At 54.7% G+C, this 17065-nt stretch carries 12 protein-coding genes; 5 read left to right on the forward strand and 7 right to left on the reverse strand.

The window, feature by feature from the left end; all coding sequences use genetic code 11:
- The first annotated feature begins 116 nt into the window (after positions 1–116).
- Positions 117–383: a hypothetical protein gene (locus QWI18_RS00875; protein ID WP_065986121.1), complete on the forward strand. Its 267-nt coding sequence runs from the start codon at positions 117–119 to the stop codon at positions 381–383.
- A gap of 285 nt (positions 384–668) precedes the next feature.
- On the opposite strand, the gene QWI18_RS00880 is transcribed toward QWI18_RS00875, so the two are convergent.
- Positions 669–2255 (reverse strand): putative bifunctional diguanylate cyclase/phosphodiesterase, encoded by a 1587-nt coding sequence (locus tag QWI18_RS00880; protein ID WP_369317938.1) that lies wholly within the window; start codon positions 2253–2255, stop codon positions 669–671.
- A 663-nt stretch (positions 2256–2918) separates the two neighbouring features.
- On the opposite strand from QWI18_RS00880, the gene QWI18_RS00885 reads away from it, so the two are divergent.
- On the forward strand, positions 2919–5120 hold the full coding sequence (locus QWI18_RS00885) for a TonB-dependent receptor (RefSeq protein WP_369317939.1): 2202 nt from the start codon (positions 2919–2921) through the stop codon (positions 5118–5120).
- A 206-nt stretch (positions 5121–5326) separates the two neighbouring features.
- Positions 5327–6895 carry a diguanylate cyclase gene (locus tag QWI18_RS00890; RefSeq protein WP_369317940.1) on the forward strand — a complete coding sequence of 523 codons (1569 nt, stop codon included), beginning with the start codon at positions 5327–5329 and terminating at the stop codon, positions 6893–6895.
- Positions 6896–7124: 229 nt separating this feature from the next.
- On the opposite strand, the gene QWI18_RS00895 is transcribed toward QWI18_RS00890, so the two are convergent.
- From QWI18_RS00895 to QWI18_RS00910, 4 genes are all read right to left on the reverse strand, one after another.
- Complete coding sequence (locus QWI18_RS00895) at positions 7125–7349, reverse strand: hypothetical protein (protein ID WP_122396755.1); 225 nt, start codon at positions 7347–7349, stop codon at positions 7125–7127.
- 69 nt (positions 7350–7418) lie between these two features.
- Entirely contained in the window at positions 7419–8735 is a 1317-nt protein-coding gene (locus tag QWI18_RS00900) for a methyl-accepting chemotaxis protein (RefSeq protein WP_369317941.1), read from the reverse strand.
- A gap of 332 nt (positions 8736–9067) precedes the next feature.
- Complete coding sequence (locus QWI18_RS00905; RefSeq protein ID WP_369305685.1) at positions 9068–9379, reverse strand: hypothetical protein; 312 nt, start codon at positions 9377–9379, stop codon at positions 9068–9070.
- A 217-nt stretch (positions 9380–9596) separates the two neighbouring features.
- A complete protein-coding gene (locus tag QWI18_RS00910; protein ID WP_369305684.1) occupies positions 9597–11216 on the reverse strand; it encodes a methyl-accepting chemotaxis protein in 1620 nt (539 codons plus the stop codon).
- 343 nt (positions 11217–11559) lie between these two features.
- On the opposite strand from QWI18_RS00910, the gene QWI18_RS00915 reads away from it, so the two are divergent.
- Positions 11560–12798: a cation:proton antiporter gene (locus QWI18_RS00915; RefSeq protein ID WP_369305683.1), complete on the forward strand. Its 1239-nt coding sequence runs from the start codon at positions 11560–11562 to the stop codon at positions 12796–12798.
- Positions 12799–12826: 28 nt separating this feature from the next.
- On the opposite strand, the gene QWI18_RS00920 is transcribed toward QWI18_RS00915, so the two are convergent.
- Both QWI18_RS00920 and nhaA read right to left on the reverse strand, forming a co-directional pair.
- Positions 12827–14095 carry a DUF2254 domain-containing protein gene (locus tag QWI18_RS00920; RefSeq protein WP_369305682.1) on the reverse strand — a complete coding sequence of 423 codons (1269 nt, stop codon included), beginning with the start codon at positions 14093–14095 and terminating at the stop codon, positions 12827–12829.
- A gap of 50 nt (positions 14096–14145) precedes the next feature.
- The gene (gene nhaA, locus QWI18_RS00925) at positions 14146–15495 is read right to left on the reverse strand and encodes a Na+/H+ antiporter NhaA (RefSeq protein ID WP_369317942.1); all 1350 of its coding nucleotides are present in this window, start codon (positions 15493–15495) and stop codon (positions 14146–14148) included.
- A gap of 154 nt (positions 15496–15649) precedes the next feature.
- Between nhaA and QWI18_RS00930 the strand changes: the two genes are divergently transcribed.
- Complete coding sequence (locus tag QWI18_RS00930) at positions 15650–16903, forward strand: ATP-binding protein (protein WP_369305680.1); 1254 nt, start codon at positions 15650–15652, stop codon at positions 16901–16903.
- The last annotated feature ends 162 nt before the right edge of the window (positions 16904–17065 follow it).

The raw sequence follows: 17065 nt of genomic DNA on the forward strand, positions 1-17065 counted from the left end.
TACAGATCCAGACATGTCGCCTGCCTGCCCTGCCCTACGTGCATGAGGTTGTTGTAGCAACACATCTCGCTATGCTTTTATCTATATAGCGATCAATTGTGGTGACCAAGACTTCGATGAGCGACAGAACCTACCCCTACACCGCATGGCTGCTGACACGGAATTTTCAGTTGCTGGAGGTCGAACTCGTGGACCAGGGATTCGCTAACAGCGCATATGACCGCACTGACAAGGGCCGCAATTACCACGTTGACGAACTTTTTCTTACGAAAGCCAGGGCCATTGCGTTCGGTGAAGCCAAGCTTGCAGCGCTTGCCAAGGAGCTGGAAAGACGTCAAAGAGGGTTACTGAAGCGACGATTGGAGTTGCAAAGATGCAAATGAAATTGTCTTGCACAAGCATCCGCAAGGGTAGATAGCGGGGCCCTTTGGTAGTCTCTGACCGGAGAGATATCTTGAGCTTGATGGCTTTGTCTAGCAATCGGGCGGTCAGGTGCGCATCTGGTCGGACGTGGTTGAGACCACGACAGTCTGCATTCACCTGCTGCGGTATCTGGAGGAAACTCCCAAGTTCCGGGCAAATCCAGTTGATCAGTGCGCGGTCAGCTTGTGGCAGATGGCTTGCAGCTGAGTCAAGGTGAAATGTCAGCAGTTTTGCTGCTTGACCAACTACACCCGCGATAGAACTGTTGAATCAGGAACTCCAGCGACGGAGCGTGAAACGTGAGCCTGGGGCCGACCGTAGTGATACCCCTGAGCATAATTACACCCATTGCTGGCCAGCCAAGATGGAAGGGAGGGTGAGTGAAAATCCTCGATGCCTTCCGCGGTTACTTTCATATTCAGGCTACGTGCCATCCCTAAAATGGCTTCTACCATTGGACGATGATCAGTCTTACCGATCTCAAAAAAAGATCGGTCTATCTTGATTTTATCAATGGACAAACGTGTCAAATGATAAAGACCTGAGTAGCCAGTGCCGAAGTCATCAAGTGCCACTGTGATGCCATGTGCGTGAAGTCTGTTCAGGTTGCGCTCGGCCGCTTCGATATTGCCGACCAAGGCCTCTTCGGTTATTTCGACCTCAAAGCGGTCAAATGGAAACTGCTCATGGCGCAACTGCTCCAGGAACCGATCAGGAAAAAGCTCATCGGTGATCATTGCTGCACTGACGTTCAGCGAAAGATGAAGGTGATCGTCCCAATCCCTGGCAGCGTTACAAGCTTGCTTAACGAGAGATTGAGTCATCATGGGGATCAACCCTAGGCGTTCAAGCGCTGGAATAAAATCAGCAGGCATCCCAGTGCTCCCATCTGGCTTGAGCCATCTGGCCAAGATCTCAAATCCGACGACTTCCTGAGAAGGCAGTGCAACAATAGGCTGATAGAATGGAACGATCTCATTCAGTTCCACTGCCTGTTTAAGCGCAGCGTCTTCATCGATTTGAGCCTGATATTGGAGCCCATGCTCTGTTTCGTAAAAATGGTAGGTTGAACGACCCGTAACCTTACCCCTGTACATTGCTACATCTGCGCAGTGCAATAGCGCTGAGGTTTCGGTAGCGTCGACCCACGAACGAGAGATGCCAACTGTAGCCCCCTGCCGGAAGGGTCGAAGCTTCTCGAGCATCGGCGCCCCTATTCGCGAAATCACATCTGCGGCAATGAGGCCCAGCTCGCGTTCCTCTCTACGGCTGGTAAATACGACGCAGAATTCATCGCCTCCTAGACGCGAAGCGATGCCGCCGTACTTGATTGCAATCTCTTCCAGTCGTTTTGCTACCTCAATGAGCACTGCGTCACCCGTTGCATGCCCGCGCTGATCGTTAACCGCCTTGAAATAGTCAAGGTCGATCAGCATCACAATCACAGGTTCCAACTGAGCGAGTTGCTCGTTTACAAGCTCCATAAAGGCACGCCGATTGAGCAGGCCGCTGAGTGAGTCGTACCTTGCCAGCTTCTCAGTATGGGACTGCAACCCTTCCAGTTGAAGGTAGTTGCGTCTGGCATTACTGATCATTTTTATAAGCATCACTCCCGGCCCGATCATGGCGATCAGTGAAAAGCCCGTAGATGTCAGTACGAAACGTAACCTTTCCCCGTCCTCAAAAATGCCGTCATAGGGAAGGCCAAGCCCCCGCATCACCCATGCCTCCAGCTCGAACTCCCAAAGAATGGAAAGACCCATGACGGTAAGCAGAATGAGAAAAAGCAGCTGTATCAGACGGCATGGACTGGGTAAGCGTAAATAGGTCATGGGCAGCCTCACAGGCCAAGCTAACAGTGTGTAATATCATATGGCCATCATCCCATAAAGCCATGGTGTCGGTTTATAGAACCTGTTTATTCCTCCAATAAAGAAGAATGTCTTTTTCTGGGGAGCTTCATTGTTATGGGCCTACCAACGAAGGTTGGGGCTATCACCAAAAAGCGACGCTCTAGTAGTTTGCCCTGGGAAATTGCGCCTTGTGGGCAAACCACGCAACCGACCCGCTCTTCATTAAGTATCAGCCAGCGCCCGACCCAGCGTTCCACACATTGAGCAGCGCTGCTGCGTCCAAGTGACCGCCATGGGGTTTAGATCCAGATTCACTCTCGACTTGCTCAGGAGTCCTAAGCGGCTTTTCCCCTTGCTGGATTCTGGTTTGTAACCGGCAGATGGACATCCCAGACACTCGCATTGTCATGAAATGCTATCGACGGGACGAGGGAAACCTTGAGTATCACCCTCAGAAGCAGCGCGTGTGGCGAGCAGGTCTAGGTCTGCTCCTCAAGGGCATTGGCAGAATATGCGATGTGAAAAACTTGTGATTTCAACTGACTATCTCCTGAAGCTTTCTGATATCATTCTCACATGAGAATAGTTCGCATTGCCAAGGAGGCTTCAACCCGTTCTGATCACCTTGCTGGGTAGCCCGTAATGTTCCTTTCGCATCCGTTTCGCCCCACCCTGCTTGCGCTTTGCTGCTCTGCGAGCTTCATCGCCAATGCTGCCGACTCTGCGGTTGAGCTCGGTGCTACTGACATAAACGCGGATGCCGTCAAGGCCAATTCCAACACGCTGCCTGAGGTCTATGCGGGTGGTCAGGTCGCTCGTGGCGGGCAGATGGGTGTTCTGGGTAATCAGGACAACATGAACGTGCCTTTCACCATGACCAGCTATACCTCCCAGCTTATCGAGGATCAGCAGGCTGAAGATGTGGGAGATGTACTCCTCAACGACCCGTCGGTGCGCCAGTCTTACGGCTTCGGTAATCAGTCGCAGATATTCGTGATCCGCGGTTTGCCATTGGCAGGTGACGATATCTCCTACGGCGGTTTGTACGGCGTCCTTCCTCGGCAAATTCTTTCCACGGACGCGATTGAGCGGGTGGAAGTATTCAAAGGTCCCAACGCTTTTATCAACGGCGTGAGCCCCACCGGTACGGGCTTGGGTGGCAGCGTGAATTTGCAGCCCAAGCGTGCTGAAGACGTGCCGACTCGCCGTTACACCCAAGACATCAGTTCTGACGGCCGCGTTGGTGAGCACCTGGACCTTGGCCAACGCTTCGGCGAGGGCAATCGATTCGGAGGGCGGGTCAACCTTAGCCAACGTGAAGGCGACACTGCGATTGATGACGAAAACCAGCGCACCAAGTTGTTCGTCGCGGGACTCGATTATCGTGGTGACACCTTTCGCGTCTCTACCGACTTTGGCTACCAAAAACAGCGCATCAACGGTTTACGCAACACCGTGCAATTGGGTAATGCGACCAAAATCCCGACCGCCCCGGACGCCAGCCACAACTACGGCCAGGACTGGACGAATGCCGAAACCGAAGACACGTTCGGCATGATGCGTGGCGACTGGGACCTGAATGAAAACTGGACTGCCTACCTTGCCGGGGGCGCCAAGCATACGCGTGAAACGGGTGTATACGGCACGCCAACCCTCGTAGGTAATAACGGAGTTGCAACTGTCGGCGGCTCTGAGATCCCGCACAATGAGGACAACACCAGCTTTGCAGCGGGGCTTAACGGTCATGTTCAAACCGGGCCGGTCAGTCATCAGATCGCGATCGGCGCCTCTACCCTCTGGACCCAGCAAGAGAACGCCTACACCTTCTACCGATCGGTCACCGGGAATACCAATATCTACACCACACCTGACCTGCCCAAGCCCACGGCGGTTTCCCTCACCGGCGGCGATATGGGCGATCCGGGTGTCACCGGCAAAACCCGCAACCGAAGCCTGGCCGTTTCCGACACTGTTGGCTTGTTGGACGATAGTTTGCTCCTTACCTATGGCGTACGCCGTCAGCAGCTGCGCGTAGAGAACTACTCGTACGACGGCACCACCTCCAACGGCGTATCTAATCCGGCCAATGACGGCAGCCGTACTTCGCTTTACGACGAATCCATCACTACTCCGGTGTATGGCATCGTCTATAAACCGACTGACACCGTTTCCCTGTACGCAAACCGCATTGAAGGCTTGGCCAAAGGGCCGGTCGCATCCGGTGCCAACGTCACCAACCTTGGGGAAGCCTTCCCGCCTGGCCGCACCAAGCAACTGGAAGCGGGTATCAAGCTGGACATGCAATCGTTCGGCGCAAATCTTGGCGTGTTCCGGATCGAGAAGCCCAGCGATGGCTACGTCGATGCGACCCAGCGCCTCTATATTCGCGACGGCGAGCAGGTGAACAAGGGCGTTGAGCTGAGCGTGTTTGGTGAGCCCATCGAAGGCCTTCGCCTGATGGCAGGCGGCACGCGCTTGACCTCGGAGCTGAAGAACACCGCGGGCGGGCTCACTGATGGCAACCATGCCATCGGGGTGCCCACCTTCCAGCTAAATGCGAGCGTCGACTGGGACGTTCCTGGCCTGGAGGGAGCTGCCCTTAGCGCCCGTATGCTTCGTACTGGAGGCCAGTATGCGGACCAGGCCAATAACCTGAGCCTTTCCACCTGGAATCGGTTCGATGCCGGCGCGCGCTACACCTTCAAGGTGGATCAAAAGGACCTGACGTTGCGCGTCAATGTGGAGAACATCACCGACAAGAACTACTGGGCCTCCGCCAACGGCGGCTATCTCAGCCAGGGCGACCCGCGTCTGGTCAAAGTCTCGGGCACCATCGATTTCTAAGTCGAATAGTTTGCGCCAAGTCCCCTTTTAATCGATCTGGTGCAATGTGCCCTGCAGGCCGGCGCGCCTTGCGGTAATGACGCAATGGCCGTCCTACGTCTTTCGCGTGGCCAGATCAGCGGTAGACGTTCTGCGCAAAACAGACAGCATTCAGGGTACGGAAACTGCATGCGTCGTTGTCTTACAGTCAATCTGATGACGAATCTATGAAGTCTTTCTACCTTGTATCAACAAGGCTCTCTCCCTCAGCGCTTACTAGAGCGCTGATCGGCTTCATTGCATTAGTGTGTATATCGCTGATCCTGGCTACAGCGTGGCAGATAAATCAGTCTAGGCACGAACGCATTGCTAACGCTAAAGTTGCAGTTTCGAATATCGTTCGAGCCGCTGAACAACAAGCTCAGGACACCATTCGCCAAGCTGATAATACACTGCGAGATCTTGTCGAACGCGTGGAACACGATGGTGTAGCGGAAGATCAGCTATCTCGGCTGGAGAAGCAAATGGCTCAAGACGTGGTGAACGTAGAAGGGATCCAAGGGTTATTTATCTACGATGCTCAAGGTAATTGGGTCGCTAACTCCTTTTCAAGTGGTGCGCAGACGCTGAACAACGTCGACCGCGCATACTTCGTTTATCACCGCGACCACACCGATGAATCCATTCACGTCGACTCCATTGTAAAGAGCCGCACTACGGGCGACATGGTCATACCGGTCAGCAGGCGTATCAATGCTGCTGACGGATCGTTCGCAGGTGTTGCTCTGGCAACCGTGCCTGTCACATATTTCCAAACGTTCTTCCAGCGCATGGATGTAGACGACAAGGGCGTTATTTTCCTTGCGCTCAACAACGGTGATCTACTGGCCCGGCGGCCTACGTTGACAGCGTTGATGACCACCAATGTGGCAAAGGGCGATATATTTACCCTCTATCTGCCACAGAGCGATCATGGCAACGCCGTGATTAAGTCAGTGGTGGATGGCGTAGAAAGGATTTATGCCTACCGGCGGGTATCTGGATTGCCCATCGTTGCCGCTGCTGGTGTATCCAGCCAACATATCTTCGCACCCTGGTGGGCTTACGCGTATAGGTCCATGGCGCTCATCGGTATAATCACTTTGGCCTTGGTTTTGTTGGGCGCCCTGCTGTACCGGCAGATCCAGCAGTTAATCACTGCGGAAACTGAGCTGAACATCGCTAGAACCGAACTTGAGATCATCGCCCGGACCGATAGTTTGACACATATGGCTAACAGGCGATGTTTCGATGCTACCTTGCAGCAAGAATGGGGACGGGCAAGCCGGAACAGATCAACCATAGCCGTTATCTTGCTAGATATCGACTGGTTCAAGCAATACAACGATCTTTACGGCCATCTGGGGGGTGACGACTGCCTGAGGCAAGTTGCGGAAATCATCGGCACCTGCGTCAATCGGCCGGGCGATCTTGCGGCCCGCTATGGTGGCGAGGAGTTTGTGATCCTGCTGCCTGAAACTAATCTCGCTGGGGCTTTAAACGTCGCAGCCAATGTCAGGTTGTCCATCGCCAATGCACTCATAGATCACTCAGGTAGCCCGTTGGGAATTGTAACGATCAGCTCAGGCGTGGTGGCGATCAGTTCACCCTTGAAGGAAGGCTATCGAGCGGCCCTGGAAGAGGCAGATCGACTTCTCTATTGCGCTAAAAATAAAGGCCGTAACAGCGTTGAAGGTCGATTGATAACCTGTGTAAGCAATCCACACCCAACGGCCGTTGTTAATTTTCCTCGGTAAGCCAGCATCATGACACGCTTAAGAAAGTGCCCGTTCAATCGCTGAGTAATGCTGACTGTACGCCAGTGCAGTGACAAGATTGGACTGTCACCGGATTCGTAGATGCTCTTTTCATGCCCTAAGCCAGTGGGCATACCACACGCTGTTAAGCCATTTCTTAGCGGTACCCAAAAAATATTTATCCCAGTATCAGTTACCATGACAGCGATGCTTGTTCTGTAGCAGTTGTTCACTCGGCAGCGGAGCGCCGCACAAAACAGCGGTTCACGCTGCGAAAGCATCGTGAACGCTCGTTGCGAACATCATAGATCAGCTGCATGGCCTGCTCTCCAGTCACAAGCCCCTCTCTTCGTGCCTGCTCGATCCGAATGAATAACCCATTACAGTCATCTTCCAGCTTGGCCCAATGGGCTGTATGCAGATTACGAATGGATTGCTTGAGAGCATCGAGCATGGGATCCCCTGAATATCACGCATTACCTTGTAGCAGCAAAGCTGCTGAACACGGAAGACTACAAATCCATCAATACCCGGCTTGACCTGAGAACTGCTCTACAGCAGTCACAACACTGTTGGCACCTTGCTGAATGTCCTTGATCACCTCGTCTGCCTCACTGGCCAAATCAAGCGCTTCCCCGGCCTGCTGCCTGCTTTTTCCAATAATGCTCACCGCAGTCGAGGCCAGTACCTGGTTCTTTTTTACCACCTCGACGATCTCTGCAGTTGCTTTAGTGGTTCGCATGGCCAGATTTCTGACCTCGTCAGCGACCACAGCAAAACCCCGGCCCTGCTCCCCGGCACGTGCCGCTTCGATTGCTGCGTTCAAAGCCAACAAATTAGTCTGGTCTGCGATGCTGCCGATGGTTTTCACGATGGTACCGATTTCCTGGCTCTGGGCATCCAGCGCTTCAATGCCATGGGCAGCATCTTCCATCAAGGCCGAAAGCGTATTGAGAGTGGTGACGGTGTTCTGAATGACCTCGCGACCTTGCTGTGCACTGGCGTTGGTTCGAACTGAGGTGCCGTGCGCCATGCCAGCTGCTTCGGAAACAGCGCGCTCTCGGGTGACCTGGTCGGTGATAACGGTGGCCAACTTGGCAATCTTGTACAGCTTGCCATTGGCATCCACTATTGGATTGTATGAAGCTTCCAGCCACACTTCCTTGCCGTGTTTATCCGAGCGGCAAAACCTTCCAGCAACGTACGATCCCTTTCGCAGGGTGTGCCAGAACTGTTCATAGTCTTGTGACTGAGCGTCAGACGGCAGGCAAAAGATCCGGTGATGCTGGCCCTGGATTTGGGGAAGCGTATAGCCCATAGCATTCAGAAAATTATGATTGGCTGCCAGGACTATTCCGTCCAGCGAAAATTCGATAACGGCAGTGGACCGCATCAGTGCCCCCACCAGCGCTTCGTTCTCTCTGGAGGCCTCGATTGTCCTTGTCAGCACGCTGGAATACACAACGATTCGTTCTACACGTCCGCTCTCACCCGCGAAAGGTATAACCATTGCCCGTAGCCAGACGTGCCGACCTTCACGGCTGCACAGACGCAATGTGCCGCTGTAATGCTTGCCCTGGGCCACTGCATCAAGAGCCCGACGCTGATGTACGTCACCGCTCAGTTCAGAGGGACTGAACTCACGCAGGGCGCGGCCTGACAATTCCGCCCGGGTGAATCCCAGCTCTGTTTCAAACAGAGCATTCACCTCCAGGATGACACCTGCCGCATCCAGGGTGACCGCCACGGTTTCGAGATCCAGAGTCGCCTTGACCTGCTCAAGAGCCCCCAGCCGTGTTTCCAATTGCTGGATTCTGTTTTTTAACCGGTTGTTGAACATGACAGTGACCCGCATTGACATAAAATACTATCGACGGGTCGAGGGAAACCTTGAGGATTACCCACCGAAGCAGTGCGCATAGCCACATCAGTAACAAGTCTGAAAAGCTGAGGTTGTTGCGACCAGACATTGCAACGGGATGGGTGTACGGATGGGTGTGCGCTTCGAGTCCATGTCTTGCAGATAGCTGCCCGGGCTTTATGGTCCAGTCCGCCTAGGGGTAGCACGCTTGATTTGGAGGTTAGGCGGCGCAGCAAAGAAAACCTAAAAAAGTCCGACGGCATTCTGCCCAGCGAAATTGCGCCTGGCGGGTGACTCGCAAGCATCAGACGTTATGAATCTAACTGGTTTGAGTTTATCACCGGCGGCAGCTGCTCCTTTAAAGATACAAGACGGTCTTCAAAAGCCCTTTCAAAGGCTACACCCAGCGCATTGAACTGCGCACCGGAGATTGCTTCAGCCACGCCCAGACCCGTGCTGAACCCTAAAGCGCGGCCATGGGCATGGCACAGCTCCATAATGCTCTCCGCGCTGCTAATTCGCTCAATACATGTACGTAGGCACTGCTGCAGATCGCGTGGTACCCCCGACATGCTAATCATACGATGCGGATCAAGACTTGAGTTGAGCAGGCGATAGCTCACGAGGCCTTCTCCTGATTTGAAACTCTATTTTTAGGCGTAATAGTTCATCACTGCTCGCATTTTGCCAACTGGAACTGCTGGACGATCAGCCTCCAGTTCAGCGCAGTTTGACGCCTAAAAACTCGATCCGCCATGTATCTTCGCGCTTAGACTGCACTCCGTTTGAGCGTCCGACATCCAGAGATATCGGACGAACTCGCCATCAGGTATGAATGCCTTAGACCTTGAAACGATTGACCAGCTGATTCAGGTTAACCGCAAGCTTCGACATTTCGTTACACGCACTTGCGGTCTGGCTGGCGCCTGCCGAGCTTTGGGAGGCAAGCTCTCGAATGCTGACCAGGTTGCGATCAACTTCCCGGGCGACATGCGCCTGTTCTTCCGAAGCGGTGGCGATCAGGATGTTGCGCTCGTTGATGCTCGTAATGGCGGTGGCGATCTGGTCAAAAGAACTGCTGGCATCGCCAGCGACACTCAGGGATTCAGCAGCCAATTCTCTGCTGGTGGCCATCGCTTTTACGGCCTGGTCGGAATCGTTTTGAATAGCCTGGATCATCTGTTCGATTTCTTGCGTCGACACTTGCGTGCGGTGAGCGAGGGCTCGAACTTCATCGGCGACGACTGCGAAGCCTCGGCCTTGTTCACCCGCCCGAGCGGCCTCGATCGCTGCATTGAGCGCAAGAAGATTGGTCTGCTCCGCAATGGCTCTGATCACTTCAACCACTGTTGAAATATTCTGTGCACGATTGGACAAGCCAGTGATTTGCTCGCTGGTGTCCTGCACATTGCTCGACAACTTCTCTATGGCCTTTAGGGTCTGCGATACGCGCTCCAGGCCAACCTCCGTGTAGCCCTGGCCTCGTCTGGACTCTTCAGAAGCCGATTCGGCATTGCGTGCCACTTCGTCTACCGCAGCGCTCATCTCGGTGACGGCAGTTGCGGCCTGATTCACTTCATCGTTCTGCGACACCAGGCCAAGACTAGATTGCTCAGTCACCGCAGTCATTTGTTCCGATGCCGCAGCCAACTGGGATGAGGAGTCCCCGATCTGCATGATCGTGCTTCGAAGGTTCTGCTGCATTTTGGCCAATGCACTCAAAAGCCTACCTGCTTCATCCGTTCCGCTGACTTCAACCTCTTTTGTCAGGTCGCTAGAGGCAATGCGTTCAGCGACACCGAGAGCGTTTCCTAGGGGCGACGTGATCGTTTTAGTCAGTAGAGTTGCCAAACAAAGGGTCAGGAGCGCGACGAAGATAATCAAGCCGACGACGAGGTAAAAGCCTGAGTCATAAACTTGCGTCGCTTGAGCGCCGGCAAGGGTGGCGCCTTCGTTGTTAAATTGAGTCAGCTCCTCGATCTGATCCTCCATCTGATTTATCAGAGGACGGATACTGGTAGCGTCGAGCTTAACAATGGCGCTTGTATCGCCTGATTTCAGCAAAGGCTCCAGTAGGTCTAGCTGACCGGCGTAGTCGTCATAAGACTTTTTTACAGCCAAGAACAATTGCCGCTCACGATCACTCGCAATGAGCGGCTCATAGTTGTATACCGCATCTTTCGAGGCTTTGCGGTAGCCGGGAAATTTGTCGACTGTTTGTTGAATGGTTTGGGGGTCCGCGAGTGCCCGCTGCGTCTCGAGGCGTATGCGAAGAATGGTCGAGTTCATCAGCGCGGTTTGCCGGATACTGGGCATCCAGTTGAGTTCGACATCCTTTTCCGTATCGCGAAGCTTGTCCATCTGCAGTATGGCGATGACGCCCAATACCACGACCAGCATAATGATGGCCGAAAAAAACAGGGTGGCGCGTGGAGCAAGGTTTATATTTCTGAGCCGCATTGGACTTCTCACTGCAAGATGGCCAGAGGCCCGGTCTTGAAGCTATCGGCTAGAAATCCTGAAGGATAATGGCTGCCCGTCGGCTCGTTGATACCACGTCCCCAGCGACGGCTCCCTTGTGACATCCACCCCCACTAGCGTCCTGGTGCTGTCTTTGTGAACGTGCTCAGGAGGTAGGATCAAACCGAAAAACAACGTGCAGCACCGCCTCGTAATTGTCAGCAGATCATCGACTGAAATTTCGCGTTTTTAACAGATACGATGTCAAATCCGAGCCCACAGCAGGTGGGTTGCACTTCAACGCAACGCCCTCACCCCCTTAATCCATGGAGGTTGTAGACCGATGTTGGACACCGTCGCAGTCTTTCTCAGCATCACCGCGGTGCTAGCGTTTCTCAACAGACGGTATGTGGGTTTGCCGCCCGCCATTGGCGTGATGAGCATTGCGCTAGCGCTTTCGCTCGTCAACATGGCGCTCAGTGGACTGGGTTTTGAAGCGTTGCATACATTCGAAACCTCACTGGTGGAGTCCATCGACTTTTCAGAGCTGTTGATGCAAGGCATGTTATCGCTGCTGCTGTTCGCTGGCGCACTACACGTAGACTTGTCGCAGCTACGTGCCTACCGATGGCAAGTTGCATCACTGGCGGTCATTGGAACGACGGTTTCGACGCTGTTCATTGGTTTTGCGCTTTGGGCGCTGCTCTCGCTTACTGACCTGGCTCTGCCCCTTTCGTACTGCCTGGTATTCGGTGCGCTCATCTCTCCAACGGACCCCATCGCGGTAATGGGCATTTTGAAGTCAGCAGGTGCACCCGCAAGCGTCGAGCTGGTGATATCGGGCGAATCGCTGTTCAACGATGGAGTCAGCGTCGTGCTGTTTTCGCTCATTCTGGCGATGATTGTCAGTGGTGACGCGCCCTCAGTGCTTGGTGCTTCACAACTGTTGGTCGAGGAGGCAGGCGGCGGCGCATTGGTTGGCGCGGTGTTGGGCTACATCACCTATCGAATGCTCAAGAGCATCGACAGCTATCAGGAAGAAGTGCTCATCACATTGGCTGCGGTACTTGGCGGCTATGCCTTGGCGACTCATCTGCACGTCTCAGGTCCGCTTGCGATGGTGGTAATGGGCCTCATCGTTGGCAATCAAGGCCGCTCCTACGCCATGTCGGAAGAAACCGAGAGGAACCTTGATATGTTCTGGGAGTTGATTGACGAGATCCTCAACGCGGTTCTTTTTGTGCTCATTGGCCTGGAAGTGGTGCTGATTCACTTCTCAGGTACGCTTGCTGTCACAGGACTGGCCGTTATCGTGCTGACATTGCTGGCCAGGTTGCTGACAGTTGGCGCTCCCGTCGCAGTGCTGGGCAAACGCTTTCGGCTGCCTGCCGGCGCCTGGAGCGTTATGACGTGGGGCGGATTACGGGGAGGGATATCAGTAGCACTGGCACTGTCACTTCCAGCGGGGCATGCCCGGGACGTGGTGGTATCGCTGACCTACATGGTCGTCGTGTTCTCGATTTTGGTTCAGGGCATGAGCATCGGAACGCTGGTGAAGCGCGTTATTCCTTGCAGGAAATGAGCACGGATCGCCAGGGCTGAGGGCCGGTTCACCGGAGCGAGGCGGCAATGCACGCTCTCAACCGCGCCTTGTCACCGTCAAGAGTCATCGCCGCCTCCGCCCGTTCGAGGACGACGCCGATGTGACGGGCGCTCAAGTCGGCGTACAAAGCCGGGCAGCAATGCGCAAGGCTTGCAAGCGCTTTGACAAGACGGATGTTGACCTCGATAAGTGCTGCGCCGTCACGCGCAATCGGCGAAAAGAAGTCGTCAAACATTTCTTCCACGGAGAGCCCACGCACATGCACGCAACTGCACTGTGCTTCAGGCTTTTCAAGCGTCCCAGACCTCGCCTGTGCATTGAACGCGCGAATTCCCCTGCCTATTACATCGATTGCTGTGCCTGGGTCATTTACGGCCGGCGAAAGCGCCCTCGATGCGATCTCCGACAATACGGACAAACCGAAGCGGGGGTCGTGCTCGTACGTTCTACTAACGCCAAGGGTGATCGCGGATAGGATTTGTCTCACCTGAGGTTCATCCAGCGGCTCGGTGTTCGATCTCATTACCCGTGCCAGCAGTTCGCCTTCGTTTACAAAACTGCCAGGCAGTATCTCAAGATAAATCAACGCAGCATGTTTCTGTGCGAAGGCGTCCAGCGCAGGCACGTCGATGTGCTGCACGTAGCCCACTTCCCGACTGTTGATCGATAGCACTCCCAGCACCTGCACAAGTCGCTCCGGGTAGGCGCAACCGCCCAGGTAAGGCAGTTGGCAGCGTTCAGTGAGCGCACTGATGGTGGCGGCCTCGACTCGGTCGATCGTCTCACCTACCCGGCCAAGCCTGGACAGATGGTCGATCCATCGCAGCAAGGTGTAGACGATCAGTACCACCACGGCGAGTGTGACCGCGAACAAGATGACCCGGCCCTGAGCACCATACGCACCTGTGCTTAGAGCGATGATGCCGACCAGGCTAAACAGAAAGGAGCCAATGAAGGTCGACAGCGCGTTCTGAGTGGTCGAGTCCTCCATGACCAGTGTTGTGGCGCGCGGGGTGGTGCCCGTGCTGGCTGCTCCATAGGCCGTGACCATGGTACTTAGAGAAAACGTCGTGACCGCCAGCATGCTGGACGCGATGATGCCCAGAATCTTGTCGACGGCATCAGCGCCTATCTTGCCAGGCAGGTCTATAGGAATGTGGTCTCTGAGAACCACAGCCAGCAACGCCGTCACAACGCCCAGTAGGGAAAACAGTCCCGCTCTGAACCACAGACGTCTGGTCGTGCGAATCAACAGCCATTGCCACCGAGCAACCATTGCGAAACTCCGCTGTTACGTAAGGGTGAGTTGGATGATATCTGTACCAACTAACGACTGGCCGGCTTTCTGAAGTTGAACAAGCCCCACAGCAAACCCACCACTGCAGACGCAGAGGAAGCGCATAGCACGCTCAGCTTCGCTGCTGCCAATAAACGGTCGTCGTCATAGGCAAGGCCCGCGATGAAAATCGACATCGTGAAGCCAATGCCGGCGAGCAGGCCTACCAGTATCACCCCGCGCCAAGTCACCTGTTCAGGCAGTTTGCAAAGCCCCGTGCGAACCAAGAGGCAAGTAGCGAGCACCACGCCGATGGGCTTACCAAATACCAACGCCATTACGACGCCATAGACGACCGGAACCACAGCTGCATCGCTTAGCTGAGCACCATGGACATTGACCCCAGCATTCGCCAGTGCGAAAAGCGGCATGATCACGAAAGCGACCCACGGATGGAGAGCCTCCTGAACTCGTTGCACAGGGGGCATCACTTCACGCTCGGCAAGCCGGATTTGCTTGAGTGGTGCTGAGACCTTCTTCTCGCCCTGGTCTACCCGGTGCGTGAGATCTCGGAATGCCTGAGACATGATTTCGAGTGGCCGCTCCCGAGACGGTGCCGACCATACAGGTGTTACAAGCCCAAGGATCACGCCGGCCAGTGTTGGATGCACACCGAGCTTGAGAAGGCCTCCCCAGACAATCGAGCCCGGCAGCAAGTAGAGCCAGGCCGAGCCGATTCCCATCCTTTGCATCACAAAGACAAGCGCGAGACCTGTGCCTGCGATCGCCAGCCCCACAAGATGCAGGCTTGCGGTGTAGAACAGCGCGATGATGAGGATTGCAGCAATGTCGTCGATGATTGCAAGAGCCAGCAGAAAGACTCGCAAGTTGGCTGGAATTGATTTGCCCAGCAGAGCAAGAACTCCCACGGCGAATGCGATATCGGTTGCGGTCGGGACTGCCCAACCGTGTGCAGACGCCGTACCCATGTTGTAAGCAAGGTAGACTCCTGCAGGGACTAGCACACCACCCAGTGCCGCACCTAACGGGAGCGTTGCCAGCTTTGCGTTCGACAGAGCGCCGCCTTGGATCTCTTGACGAATCTCCATTCCGACCACGAGAAAGAAGATGGTCATTAAGCCGTCATTGACCAAGAAGTGCAGCGACTGACCCACGCTGAAGGATCCGATGGTGATGGCGACTGTGGTGTGCCAGAAGGTTTCATAGGAAAGGCTGGGCGAGCTGTTGGCCCAGAGCAGTGCAGCGATAGCGGCGAGTACAAGAACGACGCCACTGAGGGCTTCGATATGACTGAATCGCTCGACCGCAGCCAATGCTCGGCTGGTGAGGATTTGCGGCCGGGGGATAACAGTCGATGCGGGCGTATTTGGCGCAGGCACGGGTATTCCTCACCGGCGGCCCGACCGATATTGGAATTTAACCTGCGGATCAGCACATCGCTTTACGCACCCAGGTGGATTGTACGCACGGGCTAATGGCTATCGCAAAGTTTAGAGAATTCCTGCTTCCTGATTCCTGCAGGAAATTGAGACAATGCAGGTCGGCCATCCGGCTGCATGCTTCTCAACGCACAGGTACACCATGGCGCTTAATTCTGATCGCCGGATTACACAAGGTCCTTGGAACGCTCGTTACAGCCAGGATCTGATTGAACACCTTCCCGTCGGGCTCTATATCTGCGATCGAAATGCCGTCGTTGTTGCTTACAACCTCAAAGCAGCAGAGATCTGGGGAGAGACCCCAGTCAAGGGTGATCCCGAGGTGAAGTTCTGCGGCGCTCACAGACTTTATGCAGGTGACGGCACCTACCTGCCCCATGACCAGACGCCAATGGTGCAGGTTCTGGCCACAGGTGAGCCCGCACTGAATGTCGATGTGATCGTTGAGCGGCGTGACGGTAGCCGTCGCAACGTTATTGCAAACGTCACGCCTCTTTTTGACGAAGGTGGAGACCAGATCGGCTTCGTTAATTGCGTGCAGGACGTCACCTTCCTTAGGCAGCGTGAGGAAGAGAGGGTCCAGATGATCAGCGATCGGTTTCAGGCTCAGAAGATGGAAATCGTAGGCCAGCTCACCACGGGCATCGCGCATGACTTCAACAACATGCTGACGGCCGTAACGGGCTCGGCAAGTCTCGCTGAGCATTACCTTAAAAACGATAAGCCCGACCATGCAAAGAAGCATCTGGCCAATGCACTGCGCGCGTCCCAGACCGCGAGTGCGATGACAGCCCGGCTTATGGCTTTTTCCAGACGGCACAAGCTGGGTTCAGAAGTGATCAATGTGAATCCGTTAATCACTTCGCTAATTGAGCTTGGTCGTGGAAGCTTGGGATCAAAGGTCTTATATGAGACTGAGTTGGCGTCCAACCTTTGGCTGACGAAGGTCGATCCACACCAACTGGAAAGCGCCGTATTCAATCTGATGGTCAACGCCCGGGATGCGATGCCAGCAGGGGGCACCATTTCGATTCGCACCTCCAATGTAGATGTCAGTGAACAGATGGCTGCCAAGGGCTCCCTACTGGTAACCGGTCAATCGTGTGTGCGAATTCAGGTGTCTGACACGGGCACCGGAATGCCTGTGGCGCTTATCGAGCGGATCTTCGAACCCTTCTTTACAACCAAAGAAGAGGGAAAAGGCACAGGTCTCGGCCTGACGATGGTCTACGGGTATGTCATCCAGGCGGGAGGATGCCTTACGGTTGAGAGCCAGGAAGGCCACGGCACAACTTTTTCGCTGTTCATGCCGAGAGACGTTCTTCCAGAGGTCGACGCGGTCATCTGAGACAGAGCAGGTTTGCCCGCAATCAATCAGGCTAGCTGGCTAGGCTGGCCTTACTTGCCGGTGTAAGAAATACGTTATCACCGATTATTACCGTTTATCCGATCTTCGTACGCCGAAATCTTAGCGCGGTGTTTTTGTGACTGGGATGACCATTAGTGATCG

The sequence above is a fragment of the Pseudomonas sp. W2Oct36 genome (assembly GCF_041060465.1).
Lineage (GTDB): Bacteria > Pseudomonadota > Gammaproteobacteria > Pseudomonadales > Pseudomonadaceae > Aquipseudomonas > Aquipseudomonas graminis_B.

Bases quoted from the DNA above. Each gene is read 5' to 3' on its own strand.
- QWI18_RS00875 (WP_065986121.1), top strand. From the start codon at position 117: ATGAGCGACAGAACCTACCCCTACACCGCATGGCTGCTGACACGGAAT.
- QWI18_RS00880 (WP_369317938.1), bottom strand. From the start codon at position 2,255: ATGACCTATTTACGCTTACCCAGTCCATGCCGTCTGATACAGCTGCTT.
- QWI18_RS00885 (WP_369317939.1), top strand. From the start codon at position 2,919: ATGTTCCTTTCGCATCCGTTTCGCCCCACCCTGCTTGCGCTTTGCTGC.
- QWI18_RS00890 (WP_369317940.1), top strand. From the start codon at position 5,327: ATGAAGTCTTTCTACCTTGTATCAACAAGGCTCTCTCCCTCAGCGCTT.
- QWI18_RS00895 (WP_122396755.1), bottom strand. From the start codon at position 7,349: ATGCTCGATGCTCTCAAGCAATCCATTCGTAATCTGCATACAGCCCAT.
- QWI18_RS00900 (WP_369317941.1), bottom strand. From the start codon at position 8,735: ATGTTCAACAACCGGTTAAAAAACAGAATCCAGCAATTGGAAACACGG.
- QWI18_RS00910 (WP_369305684.1), bottom strand. From the start codon at position 11,216: ATGCGGCTCAGAAATATAAACCTTGCTCCACGCGCCACCCTGTTTTTT.
- QWI18_RS00915 (WP_369305683.1), top strand. From the start codon at position 11,560: ATGTTGGACACCGTCGCAGTCTTTCTCAGCATCACCGCGGTGCTAGCG.
- QWI18_RS00920 (WP_369305682.1), bottom strand. From the start codon at position 14,095: ATGGTTGCTCGGTGGCAATGGCTGTTGATTCGCACGACCAGACGTCTG.
- QWI18_RS00930 (WP_369305680.1), top strand. From the start codon at position 15,650: ATGCAGGTCGGCCATCCGGCTGCATGCTTCTCAACGCACAGGTACACC.